Origin of the sequence: Phyllobacterium sp. YR531, assembly GCF_000282595.1 — a bacterium.
Taxonomy (GTDB): domain Bacteria; phylum Pseudomonadota; class Alphaproteobacteria; order Rhizobiales; family Rhizobiaceae; genus Phyllobacterium.
This window is the reverse complement of sequence record NZ_AKIZ01000036.1, coordinates 16,726-36,940: the sequence shown is the minus strand read 5'-3', so window position 1 is coordinate 36,940 and position 20,215 is coordinate 16,726. Positions and strand designations below refer to the sequence as shown.

19 protein-coding genes are annotated in these 20,215 nt (G+C 53.5%); 9 read left to right on the top strand and 10 right to left on the bottom strand.

Annotated features, from left to right (window positions below):
* Position 1 precedes the first annotated feature (1 nt).
* Complete coding sequence (gene deoA, locus PMI41_RS19550; RefSeq protein WP_040856034.1) at positions 2-1,315, top strand: thymidine phosphorylase; 1,314 nt, start codon at positions 2-4, stop codon at positions 1,313-1,315.
* Positions 1,316-1,604: 289 nt separating this feature from the next.
* Here deoA and upp read toward each other — a convergent pair whose 3' ends face one another.
* On the bottom strand, positions 1,605-2,231 hold the full coding sequence (upp, locus tag PMI41_RS19545; RefSeq protein ID WP_008127751.1) for a uracil phosphoribosyltransferase: 627 nt from the start codon (positions 2,229-2,231) through the stop codon (positions 1,605-1,607).
* A gap of 159 nt (positions 2,232-2,390) precedes the next feature.
* Between upp and ubiE the strand changes: the two genes are divergently transcribed.
* From ubiE to PMI41_RS19525, 4 genes are all read left to right on the top strand, one after another.
* Entirely contained in the window at positions 2,391-3,167 is a 777-nt protein-coding gene (gene ubiE, locus PMI41_RS19540; protein WP_008127749.1) for a bifunctional demethylmenaquinone methyltransferase/2-methoxy-6-polyprenyl-1,4-benzoquinol methylase UbiE, read from the top strand.
* A gap of 7 nt (positions 3,168-3,174) precedes the next feature.
* Positions 3,175-4,752, top strand: coding sequence for a 2-polyprenylphenol 6-hydroxylase (ubiB, locus tag PMI41_RS19535; protein ID WP_040856009.1), 1,578 nt, complete (start codon positions 3,175-3,177; stop codon positions 4,750-4,752).
* Between the two features lie 68 nt (positions 4,753-4,820).
* The gene (gene coaBC / locus PMI41_RS19530) at positions 4,821-6,209 is read left to right on the top strand and encodes a bifunctional phosphopantothenoylcysteine decarboxylase/phosphopantothenate--cysteine ligase CoaBC (RefSeq protein ID WP_008127745.1); all 1,389 of its coding nucleotides are present in this window, start codon (positions 4,821-4,823) and stop codon (positions 6,207-6,209) included.
* Positions 6,210-6,224: 15 nt separating this feature from the next.
* The gene (locus PMI41_RS19525) at positions 6,225-6,758 is read left to right on the top strand and encodes a GNAT family N-acetyltransferase (RefSeq protein WP_157179448.1); all 534 of its coding nucleotides are present in this window, start codon (positions 6,225-6,227) and stop codon (positions 6,756-6,758) included.
* Here PMI41_RS19525 and PMI41_RS19520 read toward each other — a convergent pair whose 3' ends face one another.
* From PMI41_RS19520 to dut, 7 genes are all read right to left on the bottom strand, one after another.
* A complete protein-coding gene (locus tag PMI41_RS19520) occupies positions 6,759-7,124 on the bottom strand; it encodes a hypothetical protein (protein ID WP_008127741.1) in 366 nt (121 codons plus the stop codon).
* Positions 7,125-7,150: 26 nt separating this feature from the next.
* Positions 7,151-7,696: an SRPBCC family protein gene (locus PMI41_RS19515; RefSeq protein WP_008127740.1), complete on the bottom strand. Its 546-nt coding sequence runs from the start codon at positions 7,694-7,696 to the stop codon at positions 7,151-7,153.
* 1 nt (position 7,697) lies between these two features.
* Positions 7,698-8,081, bottom strand: a complete 384-nt coding sequence (locus tag PMI41_RS19510; protein ID WP_040856007.1) for a metalloregulator ArsR/SmtB family transcription factor — start codon at positions 8,079-8,081, stop codon at positions 7,698-7,700.
* 80 nt (positions 8,082-8,161) lie between these two features.
* Entirely contained in the window at positions 8,162-9,166 is a 1,005-nt protein-coding gene (locus PMI41_RS19505) for a proline racemase family protein (RefSeq protein ID WP_008127737.1), read from the bottom strand.
* Complete coding sequence (locus PMI41_RS19500) at positions 9,166-9,819, bottom strand: HAD family phosphatase (protein ID WP_008127736.1); 654 nt, start codon at positions 9,817-9,819, stop codon at positions 9,166-9,168. The genes PMI41_RS19505 and PMI41_RS19500 overlap by 1 nt, the downstream gene beginning before the upstream one ends.
* Before the next feature lie 3 nt (positions 9,820-9,822).
* The gene (locus PMI41_RS19495; RefSeq protein ID WP_008127735.1) at positions 9,823-10,641 is read right to left on the bottom strand and encodes an isocitrate lyase/phosphoenolpyruvate mutase family protein; all 819 of its coding nucleotides are present in this window, start codon (positions 10,639-10,641) and stop codon (positions 9,823-9,825) included.
* A 26-nt stretch (positions 10,642-10,667) separates the two neighbouring features.
* Positions 10,668-11,153, bottom strand: a complete 486-nt coding sequence (dut, locus tag PMI41_RS19490) for a dUTP diphosphatase (protein ID WP_008127734.1) — start codon at positions 11,151-11,153, stop codon at positions 10,668-10,670.
* Between the two features lie 153 nt (positions 11,154-11,306).
* On the opposite strand from dut, the gene PMI41_RS19485 reads away from it, so the two are divergent.
* The 3 genes from PMI41_RS19485 (at position 11,307) to PMI41_RS19475 (ending at position 14,293) form a co-directional block, all read left to right on the top strand.
* Complete coding sequence (locus tag PMI41_RS19485) at positions 11,307-12,116, top strand: class II glutamine amidotransferase (protein ID WP_008127732.1); 810 nt, start codon at positions 11,307-11,309, stop codon at positions 12,114-12,116.
* 78 nt (positions 12,117-12,194) lie between these two features.
* Positions 12,195-13,784, top strand: a complete 1,590-nt coding sequence (locus tag PMI41_RS19480; protein WP_008127731.1) for a peptide chain release factor 3 — start codon at positions 12,195-12,197, stop codon at positions 13,782-13,784.
* Between the two features lie 137 nt (positions 13,785-13,921).
* Positions 13,922-14,293, top strand: a complete 372-nt coding sequence (locus PMI41_RS19475) for a VOC family protein (RefSeq protein ID WP_008127729.1) — start codon at positions 13,922-13,924, stop codon at positions 14,291-14,293.
* A 35-nt stretch (positions 14,294-14,328) separates the two neighbouring features.
* On the opposite strand, the gene PMI41_RS19470 is transcribed toward PMI41_RS19475, so the two are convergent.
* Entirely contained in the window at positions 14,329-16,455 is a 2,127-nt protein-coding gene (locus PMI41_RS19470) for a long-chain-fatty-acid--CoA ligase (protein WP_348225807.1), read from the bottom strand.
* Between the two features lie 461 nt (positions 16,456-16,916).
* Here PMI41_RS19470 and PMI41_RS19465 point away from each other — a divergent pair, with 461 nt between their 5' ends.
* Positions 16,917-18,548, top strand: coding sequence for a Na+/H+ antiporter (locus tag PMI41_RS19465; RefSeq protein WP_008127724.1), 1,632 nt, complete (start codon positions 16,917-16,919; stop codon positions 18,546-18,548).
* Here the strand turns inward: PMI41_RS19465 and PMI41_RS19460 are convergent.
* Positions 18,539-20,152, bottom strand: a complete 1,614-nt coding sequence (locus PMI41_RS19460; protein ID WP_008127722.1) for a GMC family oxidoreductase N-terminal domain-containing protein — start codon at positions 20,150-20,152, stop codon at positions 18,539-18,541. The two genes, PMI41_RS19465 and PMI41_RS19460, sit on opposite strands and share 10 nt — an antisense overlap.
* Positions 20,153-20,215: the final 63 nt, after the last annotated feature.

The window sequence follows — 20,215 nt, the reverse complement described above, 5'->3', positions numbered from 1 at the left end:
GCTGCTTCCGCAAGAAATCATCCGGCGCAAGCGTGACGGCGAGACTTTGAGTGCCGCAAATATTGCAGCCTTTGTGAATGCGATGAGTTCTGGCACAATCACGGATGGCCAGGTCGCAGCGTTTGCCATGGCCGTATTCTTCAACGGAATGAAGCGCGATGAGGCTGTGGCATTGACACTGGCCATGCGGGATTCAGGCGACGTGTTGGACTGGTCGGATTTGCCCGGGCCGGTTGTTGACAAGCATTCGACCGGTGGTGTTGGCGACAATGTTTCGTTGATGCTGGCACCTCTTGCGGTTGCCTGTGGAGCTTATGTCCCCATGATATCGGGCAGGGGGCTTGGACACACGGGCGGAACGCTCGACAAAATGGACTCAATTCCAGGCTATATCAGCCAGCCTGACAACGCCCTGTTCAGGAAAGTTGTTTGCGAAGTCGGATGTGCGATTATTGGCCAGACTGCTAATCTCGCGCCTGCCGATAAACGGCTTTATTCCATCCGCGACGTTACTGCGACAGTGGAATCCATACCGCTGATAACAGCATCAATCCTGTCAAAGAAACTGTCTGCCGGATTGAATGCACTGGTTCTCGATGTGAAGTCGGGAAATGGCGCGTTCATGGCCAAGAACCGCGATGCAGTGGCCTTGGCAACGAGTATTGTAGAAGTGGCAAACGGTGCAGGTCTGCCCACCACTGCTCTGTTGACAGATATGAATGAGCCGCTTGCCTTGGCGGCTGGCAATGCGGTTGAGGTCAAAAATGCTGTCGATTTTCTCACGGGTGATCGTCGCGACGCCCGATTGGAAAGTGTCACTCTCGCACTGGTTGCGGAGATGGTTCTGTCTGCGGGGCTCGCAACAAATCTGAAGACCGCGATGGAAAAGACAAAAACAGCTCTCAATAGCGGCAAAGCTGCGGAAGTTTTCGGGCGAATGGTAACGGGTTTGGGCGGCCCAGCTGATTTTGTTGAGAAGGTTGATCAGTATTTGCCCGTGGCCCCCGTAAAAGTAGAGGTGCGGGCGTCACAGGCGGGTTATATCTCATCGACGGATACTCGCGCCGTTGGCATCGCGGTGGTAGCGCTTGGCGGCGGACGTATACGCCCCCAAGATCCTGTGGATCATGCCGTTGGAATTACCGCTTTGCAGCCCATAGGCGCGAAGATGGAGAAGGGCGAACCAATTGCACTTGTTCATGCTCGTTCGGACAGTGATGCTGCCGCTGCCGTTAGCGCCGTGGAGGCCGCTTATCATTTTGCAGATAAAAAGCCCCGCACGGTCAATCCTGTTTTGCGTCGTATAGGAAGCTAGAGCCCTTCTTGTTTAAATAGAAGCAGTTCTGTTTCGCGGATGACGAGGCAATCCGCGCGGAAGGTGGCGAGGTCGATGTTTACCCATCGTCCGACGCCGCCTGACAAAGTGGTTGTCCGCCAGCCGGAAACCCAAAGGGCCGGGTGAATTTGGGTCAAATCCTTCGGGCTTCAGCTTCGCCCGATGGATAAACATCGATCTCGCTAAACCCCTCGACCTTGTCCAAAATTCCCTCCGGCAGAACGATTCAATTTAAGCAAGAAAGGCTCTAGAGCAAAACATGCTCCAGCTATTTGGTTCCGTACATGCGGTCGCCCGCATCGCCGAGACCGGGGACAATGTAACCCTTATCATTCAGATGGCTGTCGATGGACGCGGTGAAGACGGGCACATCCGGATGTGCTTCGGTGAAGCGCTTGATACCTTCCGGTGCTGCCAGCAAGCAAAGAAAACGGATATTGCTCGCTCCCCTTTCCTTGAGTTTCTGGATCGCTGCGATCGCTGAATTGGCCGTGGCAAGCATTGGATCAACGACAATGATAAGGCGGTTCACGATGTCTTCCGGTGCCTTGAAATAATATTCGACAGGCTGCAGCGTATCGTGATCGCGATATAGCCCGATATGCGCCACGCGAGCCGCAGGCACCAGATCCAGCATGCCTTCAAGCAAGCCATTGCCCGCTCGCAGGATTGAAGCAAAAACCAGTTTCTTACCCTCGATAACAGGCGACTCCATTTCGACCAAGGGGGTCTGGATCGTGATGTTTGTCAGCTGCAGATCGCGGGTTACTTCATAGCAGAGCAGGAGGGATATCTCTTTCAGCAGCCGGCGAAAGCCTGCCGTTGACGTATCCTTGTCACGCATGATGGTAAGCTTGTGCTGTACAAGCGGGTGGGAAACGATCGTCACGCCCATAGGGATTCCTTTAAACTGAACTTGCCTAACCTTATCTGTTGAAGGGCGTGATCGCAAAGTGTGCGTGATGCGCACGCACAGTTTTGTCGCGCAACAGGCGATAGCCTTCTGCGTTTCAATATTCTATGGTTCCGGCGAATTAGACAGGCAGGTAACACAATGAACCAGCAACGCACCGGTGCACAGGGCGGCATGGAAACATCCTTTGGTTTTCAGGATGTGGGCGACGGCGAAAAACAGACACGCGTCAATGATGTGTTTCATCGTGTCGCCAAGCGCTATGATGTCATGAATGACCTAATGTCAGGTGGCCTCCACAGGGTTTGGAAAGATTCGATGATTGCATGGCTCTCTCCATCGCGAACGGCCAACTGGAAGGTGCTGGACGTTGCGGGTGGAACTGGTGATGTTGCCTTCAAGATTGTCGAGGCATCCAACCGCAATGCCCATGCCACTGTACTGGATATCAACGGCTCAATGCTTGGTGTTGGCCGGGACCGTGCTGCCAAGAAGGGATTGACCGAAAACACCGAATTCGTCGAGGCGAATGCGGAAGAGCTTCCATTTGAAAGCAACAGGTTTGACGCCTATACCATTGCGTTCGGCATCCGTAATGTCCCGCACATTGATCGTGCCCTTGCCGAGGCATATCGCGTTCTGAAACCGGGCGGGCGCTTCCTTTGCCTCGAATTTTCAGAGGTTGAGCTGCCGGTGCTGGATAAGCTGTATGACGCCTGGTCATTCAATGCGATTCCGAAGATCGGTAAGGCTGTGACGGGCGATGCGGACAGCTATCAGTATCTGGTGGAATCCATTCGCAAGTTCCCGCGCCAGTCGGACTTTGCTGACATGATTCGCAACGCCGGATTTGAGCGGGTCAGTTGGCGAAACTTCACGGGCGGCATTGCAGCGCTGCATTCCGGCTGGAAATTGTGATTTTTGAATGAGTAGTTTTGCAGCAACGTTCCGCTTGATGCGGGCAGGGTGGATATTGACACGAGAGGGTGTGATAGCCGCACTCCCTGCCGATGGTTTGCGCGGTTTACCCGCCTTCGGGCACAAGATTGCCGGTCTTCTGGCTCGCCGCCGCGCCATGACCGCACGTCGTTCGGAGCGCATGTCGAGAGCGATCAACAAGCTTGGTCCATCTTATGTCAAGCTTGGACAGTTTCTGGCTACGCGGCCCGATGTCGTGGGTACAGAGGTTGCGGACGATCTGGCATTGCTGCAGGATCAGCTCGATTATTTCCCGATGGAGGCTTCGATCAAGGCTATCGAAGGATCGCTGGGCCGTACCATTGATGATCTCTATGTAAATATTGAACCGCCCATAGCTGCAGCGTCAATTGCTCAGGTGCATCCAGCCTTTGTTAAAAGTGACGGAGAGCCAAAAAAAGTCGCGGTTAAGGTGGTTCGTCCGGGCGTGCGCCAGCGATTCAACAATGACCTCGAGAGTTTCTTTCTGGTTGCTCGCTGGCAGGAGCGATATGTCCCGGCCAGTCGTCGCCTGCGCCCTATTGAGGTCACCCAGACGCTTGCTCAGACCACACGCATCGAAATGGATTTGCGCCTGGAGGCAGCGGCACTTTCAGAAATTGGCGAGAACACCAAGGATGATCCGGGATTTCGGGTTCCTACAGTCGATTGGGAACGCACGGGCCGTGATGTGCTGACGCTTGAATGGATTGATGGCATCAAGATGTCGGACACTGAGGGTTTGCGGGCTGCCGGGCATAATCTCATCAAGCTCGCCGAAACTCTGATCCAGTCATTCCTGCGTCATACGTTGCGCGATGGTTTCTTTCATGCGGATATGCATCCGGGAAACCTGTTTGTTGACGTAAACGGCAACATTGTTGCCGTGGATTTCGGCATCACTGGGCGCTTGGGCAAGAAGGAGCGCCGCTTTCTTGCGGAGATACTCTATGGCTTTATCACGCGCGATTACGTGCGGGTCGCTGAGGTGCATTTCGAGGCCGGTTATGTTCCGCATCACCACGACGTTGCGAGTTTTGCGCAAGCCATCCGCGCTATTGGGGAGCCTATTCACGGCCAGCCTGCCGAAACCATTTCCATGGCCAAGCTGTTGACCCTGCTGTTTGAAGTGACTGAGCTTTTCGACATGGAAACACGTCCCGAGCTGGTCATGCTGCAAAAGACCATGGTTGTTGTTGAGGGCGTGTCGCGTACGCTCGATCCGCATTTCAATATGTGGAAAGCGTCCGAGCCGGTTGTTGGGGATTGGATCAGGCGCAATCTTGGCCCGCAGGGCATCATTGTTGATGCGCGTGAAGGCGCCATGTCCCTGCTGCATCTGGCACGCCAGGCGCCTGATCTCGTGGCACGGGCCGATCGGCTTTCGCTTGAGCTGGATCGCATGGCAGAAAAGGGGCTTCGTTTCGATGACCAGACTGCATTTGCAATCGGTAAGGCCGAGGCACGTCATACAAGGTCGGGCCGCTGGGCGTTGTGGGTGATTGCAATTTGTTTTGTCATCATCACCTATCAGCTTTTAAACTAATCATTTCTGCGATACGTTGATTGCAATGATTGCACAATGGCGGTCATTAATCGGCGAGGTGCAATCAAATGGCCAGTATCACGGTTCGTAATCTGGATGATTCCGTCAAGGAGAAGCTTCGTCTGCGCGCAGCTTTGAACGGCCGTTCCATGGAGGAAGAAGCTCGGCTTGTTCTTGGAGAGCTTAACAGCGAGGCATCAAGGCCCTTTATCGCGGCTACCGCCTCGATAAATACCTCAGGCTCGCTTTCGGGAAGGCACATTCTTCTCATAATTGGCGGTGGCATTGCAGCCTATAAATGCCTTGATCTTATCAGGCGTCTTCGGGAACGTGGTGCCCACGTTCGGCCTATCCTCACCAAGGCTGCGGAAGAGTTCGTAACACCGCTGGCGGTGGGAGCGCTCGCTGCCGATAAGGTATTTACCGAGCTTTTTTCCCGCGAGGATGAGCATGATGTGGGCCATATTCGCCTGTCTCGTGAAGCGGATCTTATTGTTGTTGCCCCGGCTACTGCCGACCTGATGGCCAAAATGGCAAATGGCCTTGCCAACGATCTTGCCAGTGCTGTTCTTCTGGCAACGGATAAGCCTGTTCTGATTGCTCCGGCCATGAATCCCAAAATGTGGCATCATGCTGCGACGAAACGCAATCGAGCCACCTTAGAAAAGGACGGCATCCACTTCATAGGCCCAAACAAGGGTGAAATGGCGGAAAGCGGTGAAAGTGGTGCTGGACGCATGGCAGAGCCACTTGAAATTGTTGCCGAGCTTGAAAAGCATCTGGATACTCGGCCCAAACCGCTTGCCGGGCGAACCATCATCATGACGTCTGGTCCAACGCATGAACCAATCGATCCGGTTCGCTATATCGCTAACCGTTCGTCCGGCAAACAGGGGCACGCTATTGCTGAGGCTCTTGCCAGGCTTGGTGCAACGGTGCGGCTGGTTTCGGGCCCGGTGACAATACCGGACCCGGTGGGGGTATCGGTTATTCGAGTGGAGTCTGCGCGCGAAATGCGGGATGCGATTGAACAGCTTTTGCCAGCAGATGCAGCGGTGATGGTGGCAGCGGTTGCGGATTGGCGATATGCAAATGAGGCAGAAGAGAAGATAAAGAAGCAACCAGGCGAAAAAGCGCCTGCACTGCAAATGGTTGAAAACCCGGATATTCTGGCAGGTATTGGCCACAACAAGCTGCGCCCGCGTCTGGTTGTCGGTTTTGCTGCAGAAACCCAGGACTTGCTTAACAATGCCCGGAAAAAGCTCGACAAGAAAGGCGCGGACTGGATCGTTGCCAATGATGTAAGTCATAGCAAGGGAGTGATGGGTGGTGACCGGAATGCTGTCCGCATTGTCAGCCATACGGGCGTTGAGGAGTGGCCAGACATGAGCAAGGAAGAAGTCGCTGAACGCTTGGCAAAAAAGATTGCAACGGCTTTGCAGGCACTTGAAGCGTAATAAAGCAAAAGTGGAGTGTGTGATTTGATCCCTATCCTTGAAACGGAACGCCTGATCCTGCGCGGGCATCGCGAAGACGATTTTGAAGCCCTGCATGAAGTGTGGACCCAACCTGTAGTCTATCAGTATATTTCCGGGCAGCCCTCGACCCGGGAACGTTCATGGGGGCGTCTACTGCAATATATCGGCATGTGGCATGCAATCGGATATGGCTTCTGGGCCTTGGAAGAGAAGGCAAGCGGCCGCTACATTGGCGATGTAGGCTTTGCCAATTTCAACCGGGAAATCGAACCACCATTTGGCGATACACCGGAAATGGGCTGGGTCTTGTCGGAAGCAATTCATGGCAAGGGCTACGGCAATGAGGCGCTCGGAAAAATGCTTGAGTGGGGCGCAGGCTTCTTCAAGGCCGATAGTGCCCGTTGCATTATCTCTCCAGAGAATATTGCATCCCGCCGCATTGCCGAAAAGAATGGTTTTCGCAAGATTGCGGAAACCACCTATACCGGTGAGCCTGTCTGGCTGCATGAAAGGTTGTTTGAGCGCTGATTACCAGCCTTCGCCTTTTTGCGATATGTGATGGATAATCTGGTTTGGGCTGGTGATCCAGAAATCCTTATGCCCTTCCGGTAGTTCTTCAATCTCATCACAACGTACAATGCCAGCTTCAGCAAGGTGCGCTGCTGCGGATTGTGCATCATCGGCAGCTATTTCCAGCCATAGTTCGGATTGACTGAGGCCCGGAGCCTTGTCGATCCAGAGCTGGTTGGAGCCAAAATGAAATCCGACATAGGGGAGATGGTTGGTCAGAGGCTTAAGGCCGATGATGTCCCTGTAGAATGCAACAGTAGCCTCGTACTGGTGTGGGGGAACCTTCATTGCAATATTATGGCTTCCCTCGTAAGAAGGTCTCATGATGATCTCTCCATTTTTTGATATGTTCAGTTGCCGATAATCTGACGGTATTCGGACTCAAGACGCTTATGGTCGGCCCAAAAGTCTTTGATCTGTTGTCCTTGCAAATGTGAAACCAAGGCGGCCAGATGCGTGTGCCAGCCCGTCGCCACGCTCACCATCGAATTCGTATTGGCGAGACGTGTATGGGTGATGGTCAACTTCGTATCAGGTCCGATAGTATCGAGTTCGAATGTTACTTCCGATGGCTCGTTGTCACCATCAGGCCATGTGTAACTTAAAACATGCGGTGGATCATATCTCGTCACTTTCCCGTGGTTCGTATGCCCCTCATACTTTCTGTACTCGGCAGGCGCGGGTTCTTGCGAAAGCTCTGAATGGTGGAAGATAAGACGAACGTCGCCTCCGACAAAATCCGCAATCGGTCCTTTCGCCAGCCATCTGCGTCGCTTGTCTGACTCGGTCAGATATGCCCAGATACGTTCAGCAGGCCCCGGAAGAAGGCGTTCGATGCGAACTGTCCTCGGTGCAGTAACAGTGCCAAGGCTATCGTTGCCACTATACTCGTTCATGTCATTCTCCCACTTTATTGGAGAGGGGTGGAGTGGCGGGTTTCCCGGCAATAGAAGCATCTTCTTCACGCAGGATTGCTTCAAGATCATCAAGTCGAGCGCTCCAGAATTTTTCATAGGTGCTCAGCCATTGCTGAGCTTCTGCAAGCCTCGCAGCTTCAAGCTGACATAAATGCGTTCTTCCCTCGATGCGTCGGCGCACAAGACCGGCGCTCTCAAGAACTTTTATGTGTTTTGAAGCGCCTGCGAGCGACATGCGAAAAGGTGTGGCCAGATCGCTGACGGAGTGTTCGCCGATAGTAAGTCGATGCAGCATTGCCCGGCGTGTGGGGTCGGAAAGCGCATGAAATACGGCGTCGAGGTGAGGTGTTTGTAATTCAACCATATGGTTTAGTATCATGTCATGGAAAAATGGTCAACCATTCGGTTAAATGTTTTTCAATTCGCGATTATTGAAGCCGATTCTCAGGAAATCAGGAAGCCAGCGCCCAATGGATCATCATCTTCGACAATGAATTCAGCCTTTCCGCTATAGTAGGCATGTCCGGAAACACGGGCAGTAATGGCATCGAAGGAGCCAGTTTTGGTAGTTGTTTCTACAAAACCTGCAAAGCGTGATCCTACAATGCTTTCAAAGATGCGGGCATTGCCTTGGATTATCTGTCCTTTGGCATGCATTGCAGCAAGCCGGGCCGTAACCCCCGATCCCGTAGGTGAGCGATCCAATTGCGCATCAGCAAAAATACAGACGTTCTTCGTTGGGGCTTCATTCCATTCATCTGATCCATCGGTAAGAATCGACCCATAGAGAAAGGCGAGATCCTTGTGATCGGGATGATCAAGCGGCACAGCTTCCTTCACTGCTTCAGTCAAAGCTGTCGCGGCATGTTTAAACGCTGACCCGGGATCACGCCCAAACTCAAGTCCAAATTGCCTGCAATCGGCTAAGGCATAAAACGCACCGCCATAAGCAACATCGAAGGTGATCTCACCGAATTCCGGAACCTCTATTGTTTGGTCCCCTGCAAACAGGAAGGCCGGAACGCTTTCAAAGGAGACGCCGCCGGATTTCCCATCGCGAACCTCCACGGAAGCGACGACCATTCCACATGGGCATTCAATGCGAACGGTCGTGACCGGCTCCACCTTGGCGACAAGTCCATAATCGACAGCGTAGCGACCGAGGGCGATAATCGCGTGGCCGCACATGGTAGAATACCCCTCATTGTGCATGAACAGGACTGCCAGATCAGCATCTGGAAGGTCGGTTTCCACCAGCAGTGCCCCATACATATCGAAATGACCGCGGGGCTCAAACATCAGAATTTTTCGCAAGTGATCGAGCCTGTCACGCACATAAGCACGCTTGCTCAGAATCGTACCTTTGGGCAATCTGGGATATCCGTCGGTGATGATTCGCAAGGGCTCGCCCCCCGTATGCATATCAATGACCTTCAACGGGTTGCCCATCACGCGATTTCCAAGAGGGCAGGCAGTTTGCGCATATCGTCAAACAGGATTCCACCTGCCGCTGCCAGGCCTTCGCGGTCTGCATGTTCATCGCCGCAATAGGAAAAGACACGCATACCGGCGGCTACGCCAGCCCTTGTTCCTGCAACGCTATCTTCGATCACAACAGCCCGGCTTGGATCATAGCCCATTTCGGCAGCAGCATGGAGAAACAGATCAGGGAACGGCTTTCCCCGCGCAACCATTGATGCGCTATAAAGTACCTTTTCGAAATGACCGATAAGACCGGTCTTTCCAAGGGTAATATGCATTTTTTCGACATTCGCCGAGGAAGCGACACAATAGGCAAGACCGGCATTCCGGACCGCAGTGATGACATCGTCGATGTAAGGAATTGCCTCGACATTCTCGAAGATCACGGGGATGGCTTTGTACCACCGTTCGACAAAATCGGCGCCAAGTGAATAGCCTTGCGCTTCAACCTTTTCCTGAACTGCCCGCATCGGCATGCCGGTATAGGTTTTGCGCAATTCCGAGAACGTAGTCTGGAAACCAGCTTCGCCAAGCATTTTGACCAGATGATGATTGCCAACTGTTTCGGTATCAACGAGCACGCCGTCGCAGTCGAAAATCACCAGATCGGGACGTGCCATAACTCAGTTTTCCTTGTTTGCATCCTGCGAGAACAGCTGTTGCAGATTGCCGAAAGTGACGCCCGTCGTACCGAACTCGAATGTACCTTTGTCAAGTACCTGTCGGGCTGCATCATGAATCGCGCTGAATGCCGCAGTTGTCAGTCTTGGTCCGAGCGATATTCGCCGGACACCCGCTTCTGCAAGTTCGCGAACTGTCAACGATGCCGGAGCTAGCACACTCAGCGGCTTGGAGACCGATTTGCAGAGCGTTGTGATACTCTCGAGATCAGTAATGCCGGGAGCGAAGAGCACATCGGCTCCCGCTTGTTCAAAGGCCTGAAGACGTTTGATCGTGTCATCAAGGTCATTATTGCCACGGAGGAAATTCTCGGCGCGCGCGGTAAAAACAAAGTCGCGTTTTAAAGCCCGTGCCGCTTCTGCAGCGGCGGCAACCCGCTCGACGGCATGGGAAAATTCATAAACCGGTTTGTCCGGATCACCAGAAAAGTCCTCGATCGAACAGCCGGCAAGGCCAGCGGCTTCGGCAGCAAAAATAGTTTCTGCCGCGCTGTCAGCGCTGTCGCCCTTGCCCTTTTCCAGATCACCGGAAACAGGAAGGTCGGTGGCGGCGACAAGATCGCGGCAATGCTGCATCATGACATCGAAAGTTATGCCGCCATCAGGAAGCGCACGGGAAAAGGCAAATCCGGCGCTGCTGGTCGCCATGGCCTTGAAACCAAGAGACGCCAGGAATTTCGTTGTACCGGGATCCCATGGATTGGGCATCAGCAAAACGTCCGGTCCTTGATGCAGAAGACGAAATGTTTTGCCCTTGTCCATGATGACCTCCCAGTCTTGTTTCTTTCCTATGCTGTACCTGTCGAACCAAATCCACCAGCACCACGGGATGTTTCACTGGCATGCTGCCGCTCTTCAACATTAAGCTGAACCACTGGTGCAAGCACTACCTGTGCAATCCGCATTCCACGTTCGACATAGAAGTCGTCTTCGCCAAGGTTGACAAGGATCACTTTTACTTCGCCGCGATAGTCGGAATCAATCGTTCCAGGAGCGTTGAGGCAGGTGATACCGTTTTTGAGCGCAAGCCCGGAGCGAGGGCGAATCTGCGCCTCATACCCTTCAGGAATTTCAAAGATCAGCCCGCTTGGCACAAGGGCACGTTTGCCGGGAAGCAACAGCAATGGCCTGTCTTCGGGAACAGCTGCGCGAAGATCCATACCGGCAGAGCCGGACGTTTCATAAGACGGAAGTTCCAGCCCCTTGGCATGATCAAGGCGAACCAGGCCAAGTGCAGGATTGTTCGGGTGAGTGGAATCGGTTTTCTGTGACATGAAGAGACCTTTTTCACCAGACGGCGGGCACCGTCAACTCACAAGATAGGCGAGATCCATTGTTTGCACATAATCTGATATTATCCCAGCACGGAGCTGGTGATTCCCGTTGGAGAAATCACCCGCCATTATGTGACCAAATGCGGGTGAATCATGTGCCGTTGGGCTGCCTATCTCGGACCTGAGCTTTTCCTAGAAGATGTCATTGCCTCTCCCTGCCATTCGCTGATAGCGCAAAGCCACGATGCCCATGAAGCCAAAACCCGCACGAACGGGGATGGTTTCGGCGTGGCCTGGTACGGGGCGCGTGAAGAACCGGGGTTGTACCGGGATATACTGCCCGCATGGTCAGATCAGAATTTGCGCAGTCTTTCCCGTCAGATCAGGTCGCATCTTTTTCTTGCCCATGTTCGTGCATCAACAGGCGGTGTTACGAGCCGCATGAATTGCCACCCGTTTGTTTCAGGCAAATGGAGCTTCATGCATAATGGGCAAATAGGACATTTCGACAGGTTGCGGCGTAGCCTTGAAGCCCGTCTGGATGATGCAATCTATGCGCAAAAACTTGGCTCGACGGATTCGGAGTTGATTTTCCTGCTCATGCTGCAGCATGGCCTTGATCTCGATCCCTCCCGGGCTCTTGTTGCGACTGTCAATGCGATCAAGGCCGAGTCAGATCGCATCGGTGTCCCGGCATTTATTCGATTGACTGCAGCTTTTTCTGATGGCCATCAGCTTTATGCGGTTCGATATGCAACGGATCGTTTTGCCCCATCACTCTATACGGCAACGCTTGCACCAAATGCGGGACTGTGCGTCGTTTCGGAGCCACTTGATGGTGAAGCCGGCAATTGGATGCCGGTCCCGCCGAACAGTTTCGTGACGGTCAAGGACACGAAGCGAATTACCATCGAGACTTTCATGGGCACTGAGGAATCTGCGCCTGCACTTGAAAGCGCCTGACCTTGGAATTGAAGGTCGACGGGAAAGGCTGGGGCTGATAGAAGGCGCCAACCTTTCCTTTTGTTCGAGCTATCTTTTATGTCTTCTGCAGACCATCCCGTTTCCAAGCGCCGTACTTTCGCGATTATTGCGCATCCTGACGCCGGTAAAACCACGCTGACTGAAAAGCTGCTGCTTTTCGGCGGCGCGATTCAGCTTGCTGGCGAGGTCAAGGCCAAGAAAGATCGCATCCAGACCCGCTCTGACTGGATGAACATCGAGCGTGATCGCGGCATTTCGGTCGTCACCTCCGTGATGACCTTCGAATACAAGGATTGCATTTTTAATCTGCTTGACACGCCGGGTCACGAAGACTTTGCCGACGATACCTATCGGACGCTCACTGCCGTTGACAGTGCCGTCATGGTGATCGATGCCGCCAAGGGTATCGAAGCGCGTACGCTAAAGCTTTTCGAAGTCTGCCGTATGCGGGATATTCCTATCGTTACCTTCATCAACAAGATGGACCGTGAGAGTCGCGACCCTTATGAAATTCTTGATGAGATCGAGCAGAAGCTTGCCTTGGATACGGCACCGATCACCTGGCCAATCGGCAGAGGGAAAAGCTTTGCCGGAACATATAATCTCCAGAACAACACTGTCCGTCAGCGCGACTCTGAAGAAACACCGCGTCCTGTAAATGGTCCTGAAGCGTCAGGCGCTTCGGGACTTTTGCCCGAAAACGAACGTCAAGCATGGATCGATGAAGTGACGCTGGCGCGCGACGCCTGCAATCCGTTTGATCTGCAAGCGTTTCGTGAAGGGCATCTGACACCCGTCTATTTCGGTTCGGCATTGCGCAATTACGGGGTACGGGACTTGATCGAGGCCTTCTGTGACTTTGGCCCAAGCCCGCGCGCACAAGATGCCGATACGCGCAGGGTGGAAGCAACAGAAGACAAGATGACCGGCTTCGTTTTCAAAATTCAGGCCAACATGGACCCAAACCATCGCGACCGTATTGCGTTTCTGCGTGTTTGCTCAGGCAAACTTTCGCGTGGCATGAAGGCCAAGCTTGTGCGCACCGGCAAGCCCATGGGCCTTTCCGCACCTCAATTCTTCTTCGCCCGTAGTCGCCAGATTGCCGATGAGGCTTGGGCTGGCGATGTGGTTGGTATCCCCAACCACGGCACATTGCGCATTGGCGACACGCTGACAGAGGGCGAAGACCTGCTCTTCCGCGGTGTTCCAAACTTTGCGCCGGAAATCCTCCGCCGCGTGCGTCTGGATGATGCCATGAAAGCCAAAAAGCTGCGTGAAGCGCTTCAGCAGATGGCGGAAGAAGGCGTGGTCCAGCTCTTCCTGCCGGATGATGGCTCGCCGGCAATCGTTGGCGTCGTCGGTGCGTTGCAGATCGACGTTCTGACAGAGCGTCTCAAGGTCGAATATACTTTGCCGGTTGGCTTCGAGCCTGCGCGGTTCACCGTTGCGCGCTGGATTTCTGCCGATGACCCGGCAGAACTGCAGCGCTTTATCAATGGGCACCGCGCCGATATCGCCCATGACCTTGATAATGATCCTGTGTTTTTGGCGCAGAACAGCTTCTCGCTTTCCTATGAAGCAGAGCGTTGGAAGGCGATACGTTTTGCTGCGATCAAAGATTATCAGGTTCGCGACAAGGTCGCCTGAGCACCCTTTTCAGCAGCATCAGTTACTATTATAGAAAATGCGTGGGCACCGTCTCATGATCTTTAAAGCAAGCACAATCCATCGTGTCGCCACCGCGCGATATGGCAGGATGCGCTTTCAACAATTGAGGTTATGAGATGAAAGATGAGAATGTCATCCACTTTGGGCGTATTGCGGCCATGCTGCCGGTCAAAGATATGGTCCGTGCGCATGATTTTTACACACGCGCGTTCGGCTTCACCAAAACGTTCGAAAACGGCAATCCTGTAGGGTTTATGATTCTAAAGCGCGAGGGTGCGGAACTGCATCTCAGCCTGCAAAAAGACTATGATCCACCCCCGTTCAATGTGGCTCATATGATCGTGGACAATGCCGACGCGTTGCATGCAATCTGCCAGAGCGAAGGCCTGCGTATCATCAAGGGACTGAAAGACAAGGACTATGGCCTCAGGGCATTCGTCTTTGAGGACCACGACGGTAATCGCATTGATGTGGGGCAGCCTATCTGAAATGAAAAGGGAGGGTTTAAGCCCTCCCTTTCTTGTCAGTCGCGAAGTTCACGCCGCAGGATTTTGCCGACATTGCTTTTCGGCAGTTCGTCCCGGAATTCAACGACGCGCGGTCGCTTGTAGTTGGTCAGGCGTTCTGCACAAAAAGCTTTTACGGCCTCTTCGGTCAAAGTCTTGTCCTTGCGCACGATGAAAAGTTTAACGGCTTCACCGGAATGCTCATTGGCAATCGCCACTGCAGCGGCCTCCGCGATACCGGGATGTTCCATGGCTACTTCTTCGATCTCGTTCGGATAAACGTTGAAGCCGGAGACAAGGATCATGTCCTTCTTGCGGTCAACAATCTTCGTGTAGCCGCGTTCATCCATGTAGCCCATGTCGCCGGAGCGGAAAAAACCATCCGAGGTCATGACCTTGGCAGTTTCATCTGGGCGGTTCCAGTATCCGGCCATGATCTGCGGTCCACGAATGCAGATTTCACCGACTTCCAGCAAAGGCAATTCCTTGCCGTCATCATCGCGTATGGAAAAATCCGTTGATGGCATGGGCATGCCGATCGTGCCGGAAAATTCAGTTGCATCAAGCGGGTTTGCAGACGCAACAGGCGAGGTCTCGGACAGACCATAGCCCTCAATCATCAGGCTGCCGGTCAGTTCTTTCCAGCGGTCGGCAACAGGCTTTTGCATTGCCATGCCACCGCTGAAGGACATACGCAGTTCCTTGAAATCCAGTTTGCGGAACTCTTCATTGTTCATCAAACCGTTGAACAATGTGCTTAGCCCCGGAAAGAAATGGAACTTGTGCTTCTGCAGGACTTTAACAAAGGCCGGAATGTCACGCGGGTTGGGAATGAGAATATTGAGGCCGCCCTGCTTGATACCGATCATCGCATTCACTGTCAGCGCAAAGATATGATAGAGCGGCAGTGCGCAAACATACACAATGCTGTCCGGCCGACCCTTCAGCCGGAAACCCACATCACACCACATGCTCATCTGTTCTATGTTGGAAAGAATATTGCTGTGGGTCAGTGTAGCGCCTTTGGAAACGCCTGTTGTGCCTCCCGTATATTGCAGGAATGCAACATCGGCACGTTTGACATCGACGGACTTGAAGGACATCGAAGCGCCCTTTGCCAGCGCCGTTTTGAAGGGGATGTGGCCCGGCAATGACCAAGCGGGTACCATCTTCTTTACCCGCCGTACGACCAGATTTACCAGGTGACCCTTCAGACCCATCATGTCGCCCATGGCAGTCACGACGACATGCTGCACCGAGGTCTTTGTGACAACTTTTTGCAGCGTCGCCGCAAAATTCTCAAGAACAAAAATTGCCTTCGCGCCGCTATCCTTGAGCTGATACTCAAGTTCGCGCGGCGTGTAGAGCGGGTTGACGTTGACGACGATCAGACCAGCTCGCAAAACCCCTGCAATCACAACCGGGTACTGCAGCACATTCGGCATCATGATCGCGACGCGGTCACCTTTGACCAACCCGCGGGATTGCAACCAGGCAGCGATAGAGCGGGAATATTTGTCGAGTTCCCCATAATTGATGCTTTTGCCCATGCAATCAAATGCAGGCTTGGCACTGAACTTTTTGAATGCTTCGTCAAAAAAGGCGCCAAGCGATTCATTGGGCAAGTCGGGAATGTCCGCTGGCACATTGTCCGGATAATGCTTTACCCACATTTTTGGCGTGGGCATAATCGGCTTTCCGGTCGTTTTGTTTGCGGCAGCGTTAGTCTTTGCAGAGGACTTGGCTTGCGCCTTCGGCTTTGCTGCGGATTTATCGGGAACAGGCGTACTCGCAGCAGCCTTCTCAGGAGCAGGAGCTTTTGCCGAGACTTTGCTTGCCGGAGCGGCTTTGGCCGCTGTTTTTGGCTTGGTGGAAACGGCAGGTGTCGGCGCCGGTGCTTGTGCCTTTACAGGTTTGGCAACCGGCTTGGTGCTTGTGACTGACGCCGTTTTAGCAGCTGGTTTGACGGTCGCCTTTGGAGACGCACTGGGCTTTACAGCCGCGGCTGGCGCGGCCTTGTTGTTTGGAAGTTTTTTAGCGGCAGGAGCCTTTGCCGCAACCTTTTCGGACGGCGCTGCTTTTGCGGCCGGGCTCGTCTTTGCAGCCGTCGCCGGTTTACTGGCTGCTGGCTTCTCCGCTTTCACAGCTGCCGTTGCAGGTTTTACCGATGGCTTGGTGTTCGCTGAAGCCTTGGGTGCTGCAGCGGCTTTCCTGGTTGATGCTGTCTGGCTGCTGGCAGCAGCCTCTTTGACATTTCCGGTAGGCTTCGCAGCCTTTGCTGGTTTTTCGCTTACAGTCTTCTGTGCTGCAATTTTAGACTTCGTTGCCGGACTTGTCTGTTTAGCCACATTAACCTCCCAGTTAGCTACTAGCTTGGCACCATTTCCCCTACGCCATGCTACTCAACAATATCTCCTATGGCGAGAGGATTAGTCTTGCAAGCAATTACACTAACGTAAACGTAAAAACGTTGTTCACGATTGTTTTAACTTAACGCCCCAATTCATTCATTTGGCTACATCTTGGCACAAAGTTGCCAAGGTTCACCTCGACAAAGCACCCGCACTTCCTCCATCTTGAATATTAGACTGAAACTGGATTCGCCGTGGAAACGATTACCATTGTCCTGTTGATGCTGCTGGCGGTTGTCGTCAGCGATAGTGTCGTCCGTGTGCTGCCTCTGCCTGTACCATTGCCGCTGGTGCAGATTGGTCTCGGCGCGGCCATTGCCTCAGTGGCCAGTATACGCGTCGAACTTGATCCGGATATTTTCTTTCTGCTTTTCCTGCCGCCTCTGCTGTTTCTCGATGGATGGCGTATCCCGAAGGAAGGTCTGTTCAGGGATAAGGGCATCATTCTGGAGATGGCACTGGGGCTGGTAATCTTTACCGTTCTGGGGGTAGGCTTCTTCGTTCACTGGATGATACCGTCCATACCACTGCCGGTTGCCTTCGCATTGGCGGCCATTGTGTCGCCAACAGATCCAATTGCTGTTTCTGCAATTGCGGCCCGCGTACCCATACCGTCCCGTATGATGCACATTCTCGAAGGTGAATCGCTTCTCAACGATGCGTCCGGTCTGGTTTGCATGCGTTTTGCAGTGGCGGCGATGCTGACCGGGGCCTTCTCTTTTTCAGCCGCATTCTTTACTTTTCTGTGGCTTGCCTTCGCAGGCATCGCAATTGGCATCGGCGTGACAATTGGCGTTACCCGGGGCAAGGCATTCCTTACCAGACGGCTTGGTGAAGAAAGCGGCTCGCAGATACTTATCAGCCTGCTCATTCCCTTCGGGGCCTATCTTTTGGCTGAGCATGTCCACGCATCAGGTATTCTCGCGGCGGTGGCTGCTGGTATCACCATGAGCTACGCGGAAAATTCCAGCCAGTCACTCGCGGTAACGCGGGTAAGGCGTACCGCAGTTTGGGATACAGCACAGTTTGCTGCCAATGGAGCGATCTTTGTTCTTCTGGGCGAACAACTGCCAAGCATATTCTGGGGTGCCGTCAAAAACGTGCACGCCAGTGGCTCCAGCTATTGGTGGCTGCCAGTTTATGTTGTGGTTATATATGGAGCGCTGGTGGGCCTACGCTTTTTGTGGGTATGGGCATCATGGCGCTTTGCACTTTCACGCCGTTCCGACGGACAGCAGACAGTGGTGCGACCAAGCTGGCAATTGGTTGCAACCATGTCATTCGCCGGCGTGCGCGGGGCAATCACCCTTGCCGGCATTCTCACCTTGCCGCTTTTCCTGAATGATGGAACGCTCTTTCCGGCGCGCGATCTTGTCATCTTTCTTGCTGCCGGCGTTATTATTCTCTCATTGGTGATGGCGAGTATATGCCTGCCCAAGCTGCTCAAGAACATCGATCTCCCCGCGGAAGATACGCACCAGAAGGAAGAAGATTACGCCCGTATCGCTGCCGCCGAGGCTGCGATCATGGCTATCGAAAAAGCACAGCATGATCTGGCAACTGGGCGCGCTGATGCTGATATTTTTACCGATGTAGCCACCCGTATCATGGAACTTTACCGCAAGCGTATTGATGGAAGAATGCACCTTGGCGAGGAACGCGAACTGGCCGTTCTCAGCGAGGAAATCGAGAAACGGCTTCGCATTACAGCGCTGAAGGCTGAAAGGCAGGAGATTTACCGCTTGGTGCGGGCACGGCGGCTTGAAAGTACAATCGCCAGCAAGATGGTGCGCGATATCGATATGATGGAAGCGCGCTACGGTTGATCTTCCAAGATGAGCTGTGCTCCTTTAGCTCCAACCATCATCGCAGCGGCATTCGTATTGCCGGAGATAATGTTCGGAAATATCGAGCAGTCGACAACACGCAAACCTGTTATGCCATGAACTTTGAGGCGGGAGTCCACGACGGACCGCGACGCATCGGGCCCCATACGGCATGTTGATACGGGATGATAAACAGTCCCACTGCGCTTGCGGAAATCCTCGATCAATGCTTCATCGCTTGTGCAGTCCGGACCGGGCAGGAGCTCTTCCTCAATCAGTTTCGACATAGTTGCAGTTGCTGCAATTTTTCGCAGGAACTTCACCGCATCCAGCATTTCTGCCACATCATGTTCAGTGGAAAACGCATTCGCTATTATTCTCGGCGCATCATGTGCGTCGCGGGAGCGAATATGGATCGAACCCCTGCTGGTCGGGCGGCAATTGGATAGACCGATTGAAAACCCCGGCCAAGGGTCCGGAGTGAGGATTGGCCGCTCGCCATTTTTGGGCACAAGCGTTGAGAACGCTTGAAAATAGAGCTGCATATTGGCGCGCGTCCGCGACGGGTCAGTTCGAAAAAAACCACCGCCCTGATTCATACTGATTGAGAGTGGTCCAGTTCGTAGCAGCAAATATTCGATGCCAGCCAAGGCCTTGCCCCACCAAGGGCGAAGCACCTGATTGAGGGACGGAATATTTGCGCGGTACGTATAATTTATCCCGAGATGGTCGGAGAGATTCTCGCCCACCTGCGGACTATCAGAGACGACCTCAACGCCGAGTGTTCTCAGCTTCGTTGCATCGCCAATACCTGATAGTTCGAGCAATTGCGGTGTATTGACCGAACCACCGCAAAGTATGACCTCTCGACCGGCAGTGACACTTTGCATCGTTCCCTTGTGGAGGAATTCAACGCCGATAGCGCGCTTTCCCTCAAATACGATCCGCTTTACCATCGCTCCGGTCAGTACCGTAACATTCCGGCGCTTCATCGCCGGGCGCAGAAATGCCTTGGCAGCCGACATACGGTGCCCACTTTTTGTGGTCAGCTGAAACGGTCCTACTCCTTCCTGTGTCGTACCGTTAAAATCAGGGTTATAGGGCAGCCCAGCTTCCTGCGCGGCTGCGATCATCCTGTTCGCCAGCGGGTGAAAGAGCTTTGAACAATCAGTCACATGCAGAGGCCCGCCTTTGCCCAGACTTGTGGCAGGTCCATCGTGATCTTCAAGAGAGCGGAAAATGGGCTCTAGGTCCGAATAACCCCAGCCGGGATTTCCAGCATCACGCCATTCGTCAAAATCTTCTGCTGCGCCACGTACATAAACCATGGCATTGATGGAACTTGACCCACCAAGCACTTTGCCGCGTGGCCAGTAATCCGCATTACCTCCAAGTCCGGAATCCGGCTCGGCGCGATACATCCAGTTGACAGATTTGTCGTAGAAGGTTTTGCCATATCCAAGCGGCATTGTGATAAAAAATCGACGATCTGACCCGCCAGCCTCGAGGACGAGTACAGAGTAGCGGCCGTTTTCGGAAAGCTTGTTTGCAACAACGGAGCCAGCCGATCCAGACCCAACAATGATGAAATCATAACTACGCATGCAAAGCTGTCCGGCGCAAAATTGCGCACGTCAGGATATCCGGCTTAGCCGATCCCAACCCAA

Excerpts from the sequence above, each read along its gene's own strand:
- PMI41_RS19475 (WP_008127729.1), top strand. The coding sequence starts at position 13,922 with ATGAAAGATGAGAATGTCATCCACTTTGGGCGTATTGCGGCCATGCTG.
- PMI41_RS19460 (WP_008127722.1), bottom strand. The coding sequence starts at position 20,152 with ATGCGTAGTTATGATTTCATCATTGTTGGGTCTGGATCGGCTGGCTCC.
- upp (WP_008127751.1), bottom strand. The coding sequence starts at position 2,231 with ATGGGCGTGACGATCGTTTCCCACCCGCTTGTACAGCACAAGCTTACC.
- ubiE (WP_008127749.1), top strand. The coding sequence starts at position 2,391 with ATGAACCAGCAACGCACCGGTGCACAGGGCGGCATGGAAACATCCTTT.
- PMI41_RS19520 (WP_008127741.1), bottom strand. The coding sequence starts at position 7,124 with ATGAGACCTTCTTACGAGGGAAGCCATAATATTGCAATGAAGGTTCCC.
- PMI41_RS19515 (WP_008127740.1), bottom strand. The coding sequence starts at position 7,696 with ATGAACGAGTATAGTGGCAACGATAGCCTTGGCACTGTTACTGCACCG.
- PMI41_RS19495 (WP_008127735.1), bottom strand. The coding sequence starts at position 10,641 with ATGGACAAGGGCAAAACATTTCGTCTTCTGCATCAAGGACCGGACGTT.
- ubiB (WP_040856009.1), top strand. The coding sequence starts at position 3,175 with ATGAGTAGTTTTGCAGCAACGTTCCGCTTGATGCGGGCAGGGTGGATA.
- PMI41_RS19485 (WP_008127732.1), top strand. The coding sequence starts at position 11,307 with ATGTGCCGTTGGGCTGCCTATCTCGGACCTGAGCTTTTCCTAGAAGAT.
- PMI41_RS19500 (WP_008127736.1), bottom strand. The coding sequence starts at position 9,819 with ATGGCACGTCCCGATCTGGTGATTTTCGACTGCGACGGCGTGCTCGTT.
- PMI41_RS19480 (WP_008127731.1), top strand. The coding sequence starts at position 12,195 with ATGTCTTCTGCAGACCATCCCGTTTCCAAGCGCCGTACTTTCGCGATT.
- PMI41_RS19510 (WP_040856007.1), bottom strand. The coding sequence starts at position 8,081 with ATGGTTGAATTACAAACACCTCACCTCGACGCCGTATTTCATGCGCTT.
- coaBC (WP_008127745.1), top strand. The coding sequence starts at position 4,821 with ATGGCCAGTATCACGGTTCGTAATCTGGATGATTCCGTCAAGGAGAAG.
- dut (WP_008127734.1), bottom strand. The coding sequence starts at position 11,153 with ATGTCACAGAAAACCGATTCCACTCACCCGAACAATCCTGCACTTGGC.
- PMI41_RS19505 (WP_008127737.1), bottom strand. The coding sequence starts at position 9,166 with ATGGGCAACCCGTTGAAGGTCATTGATATGCATACGGGGGGCGAGCCC.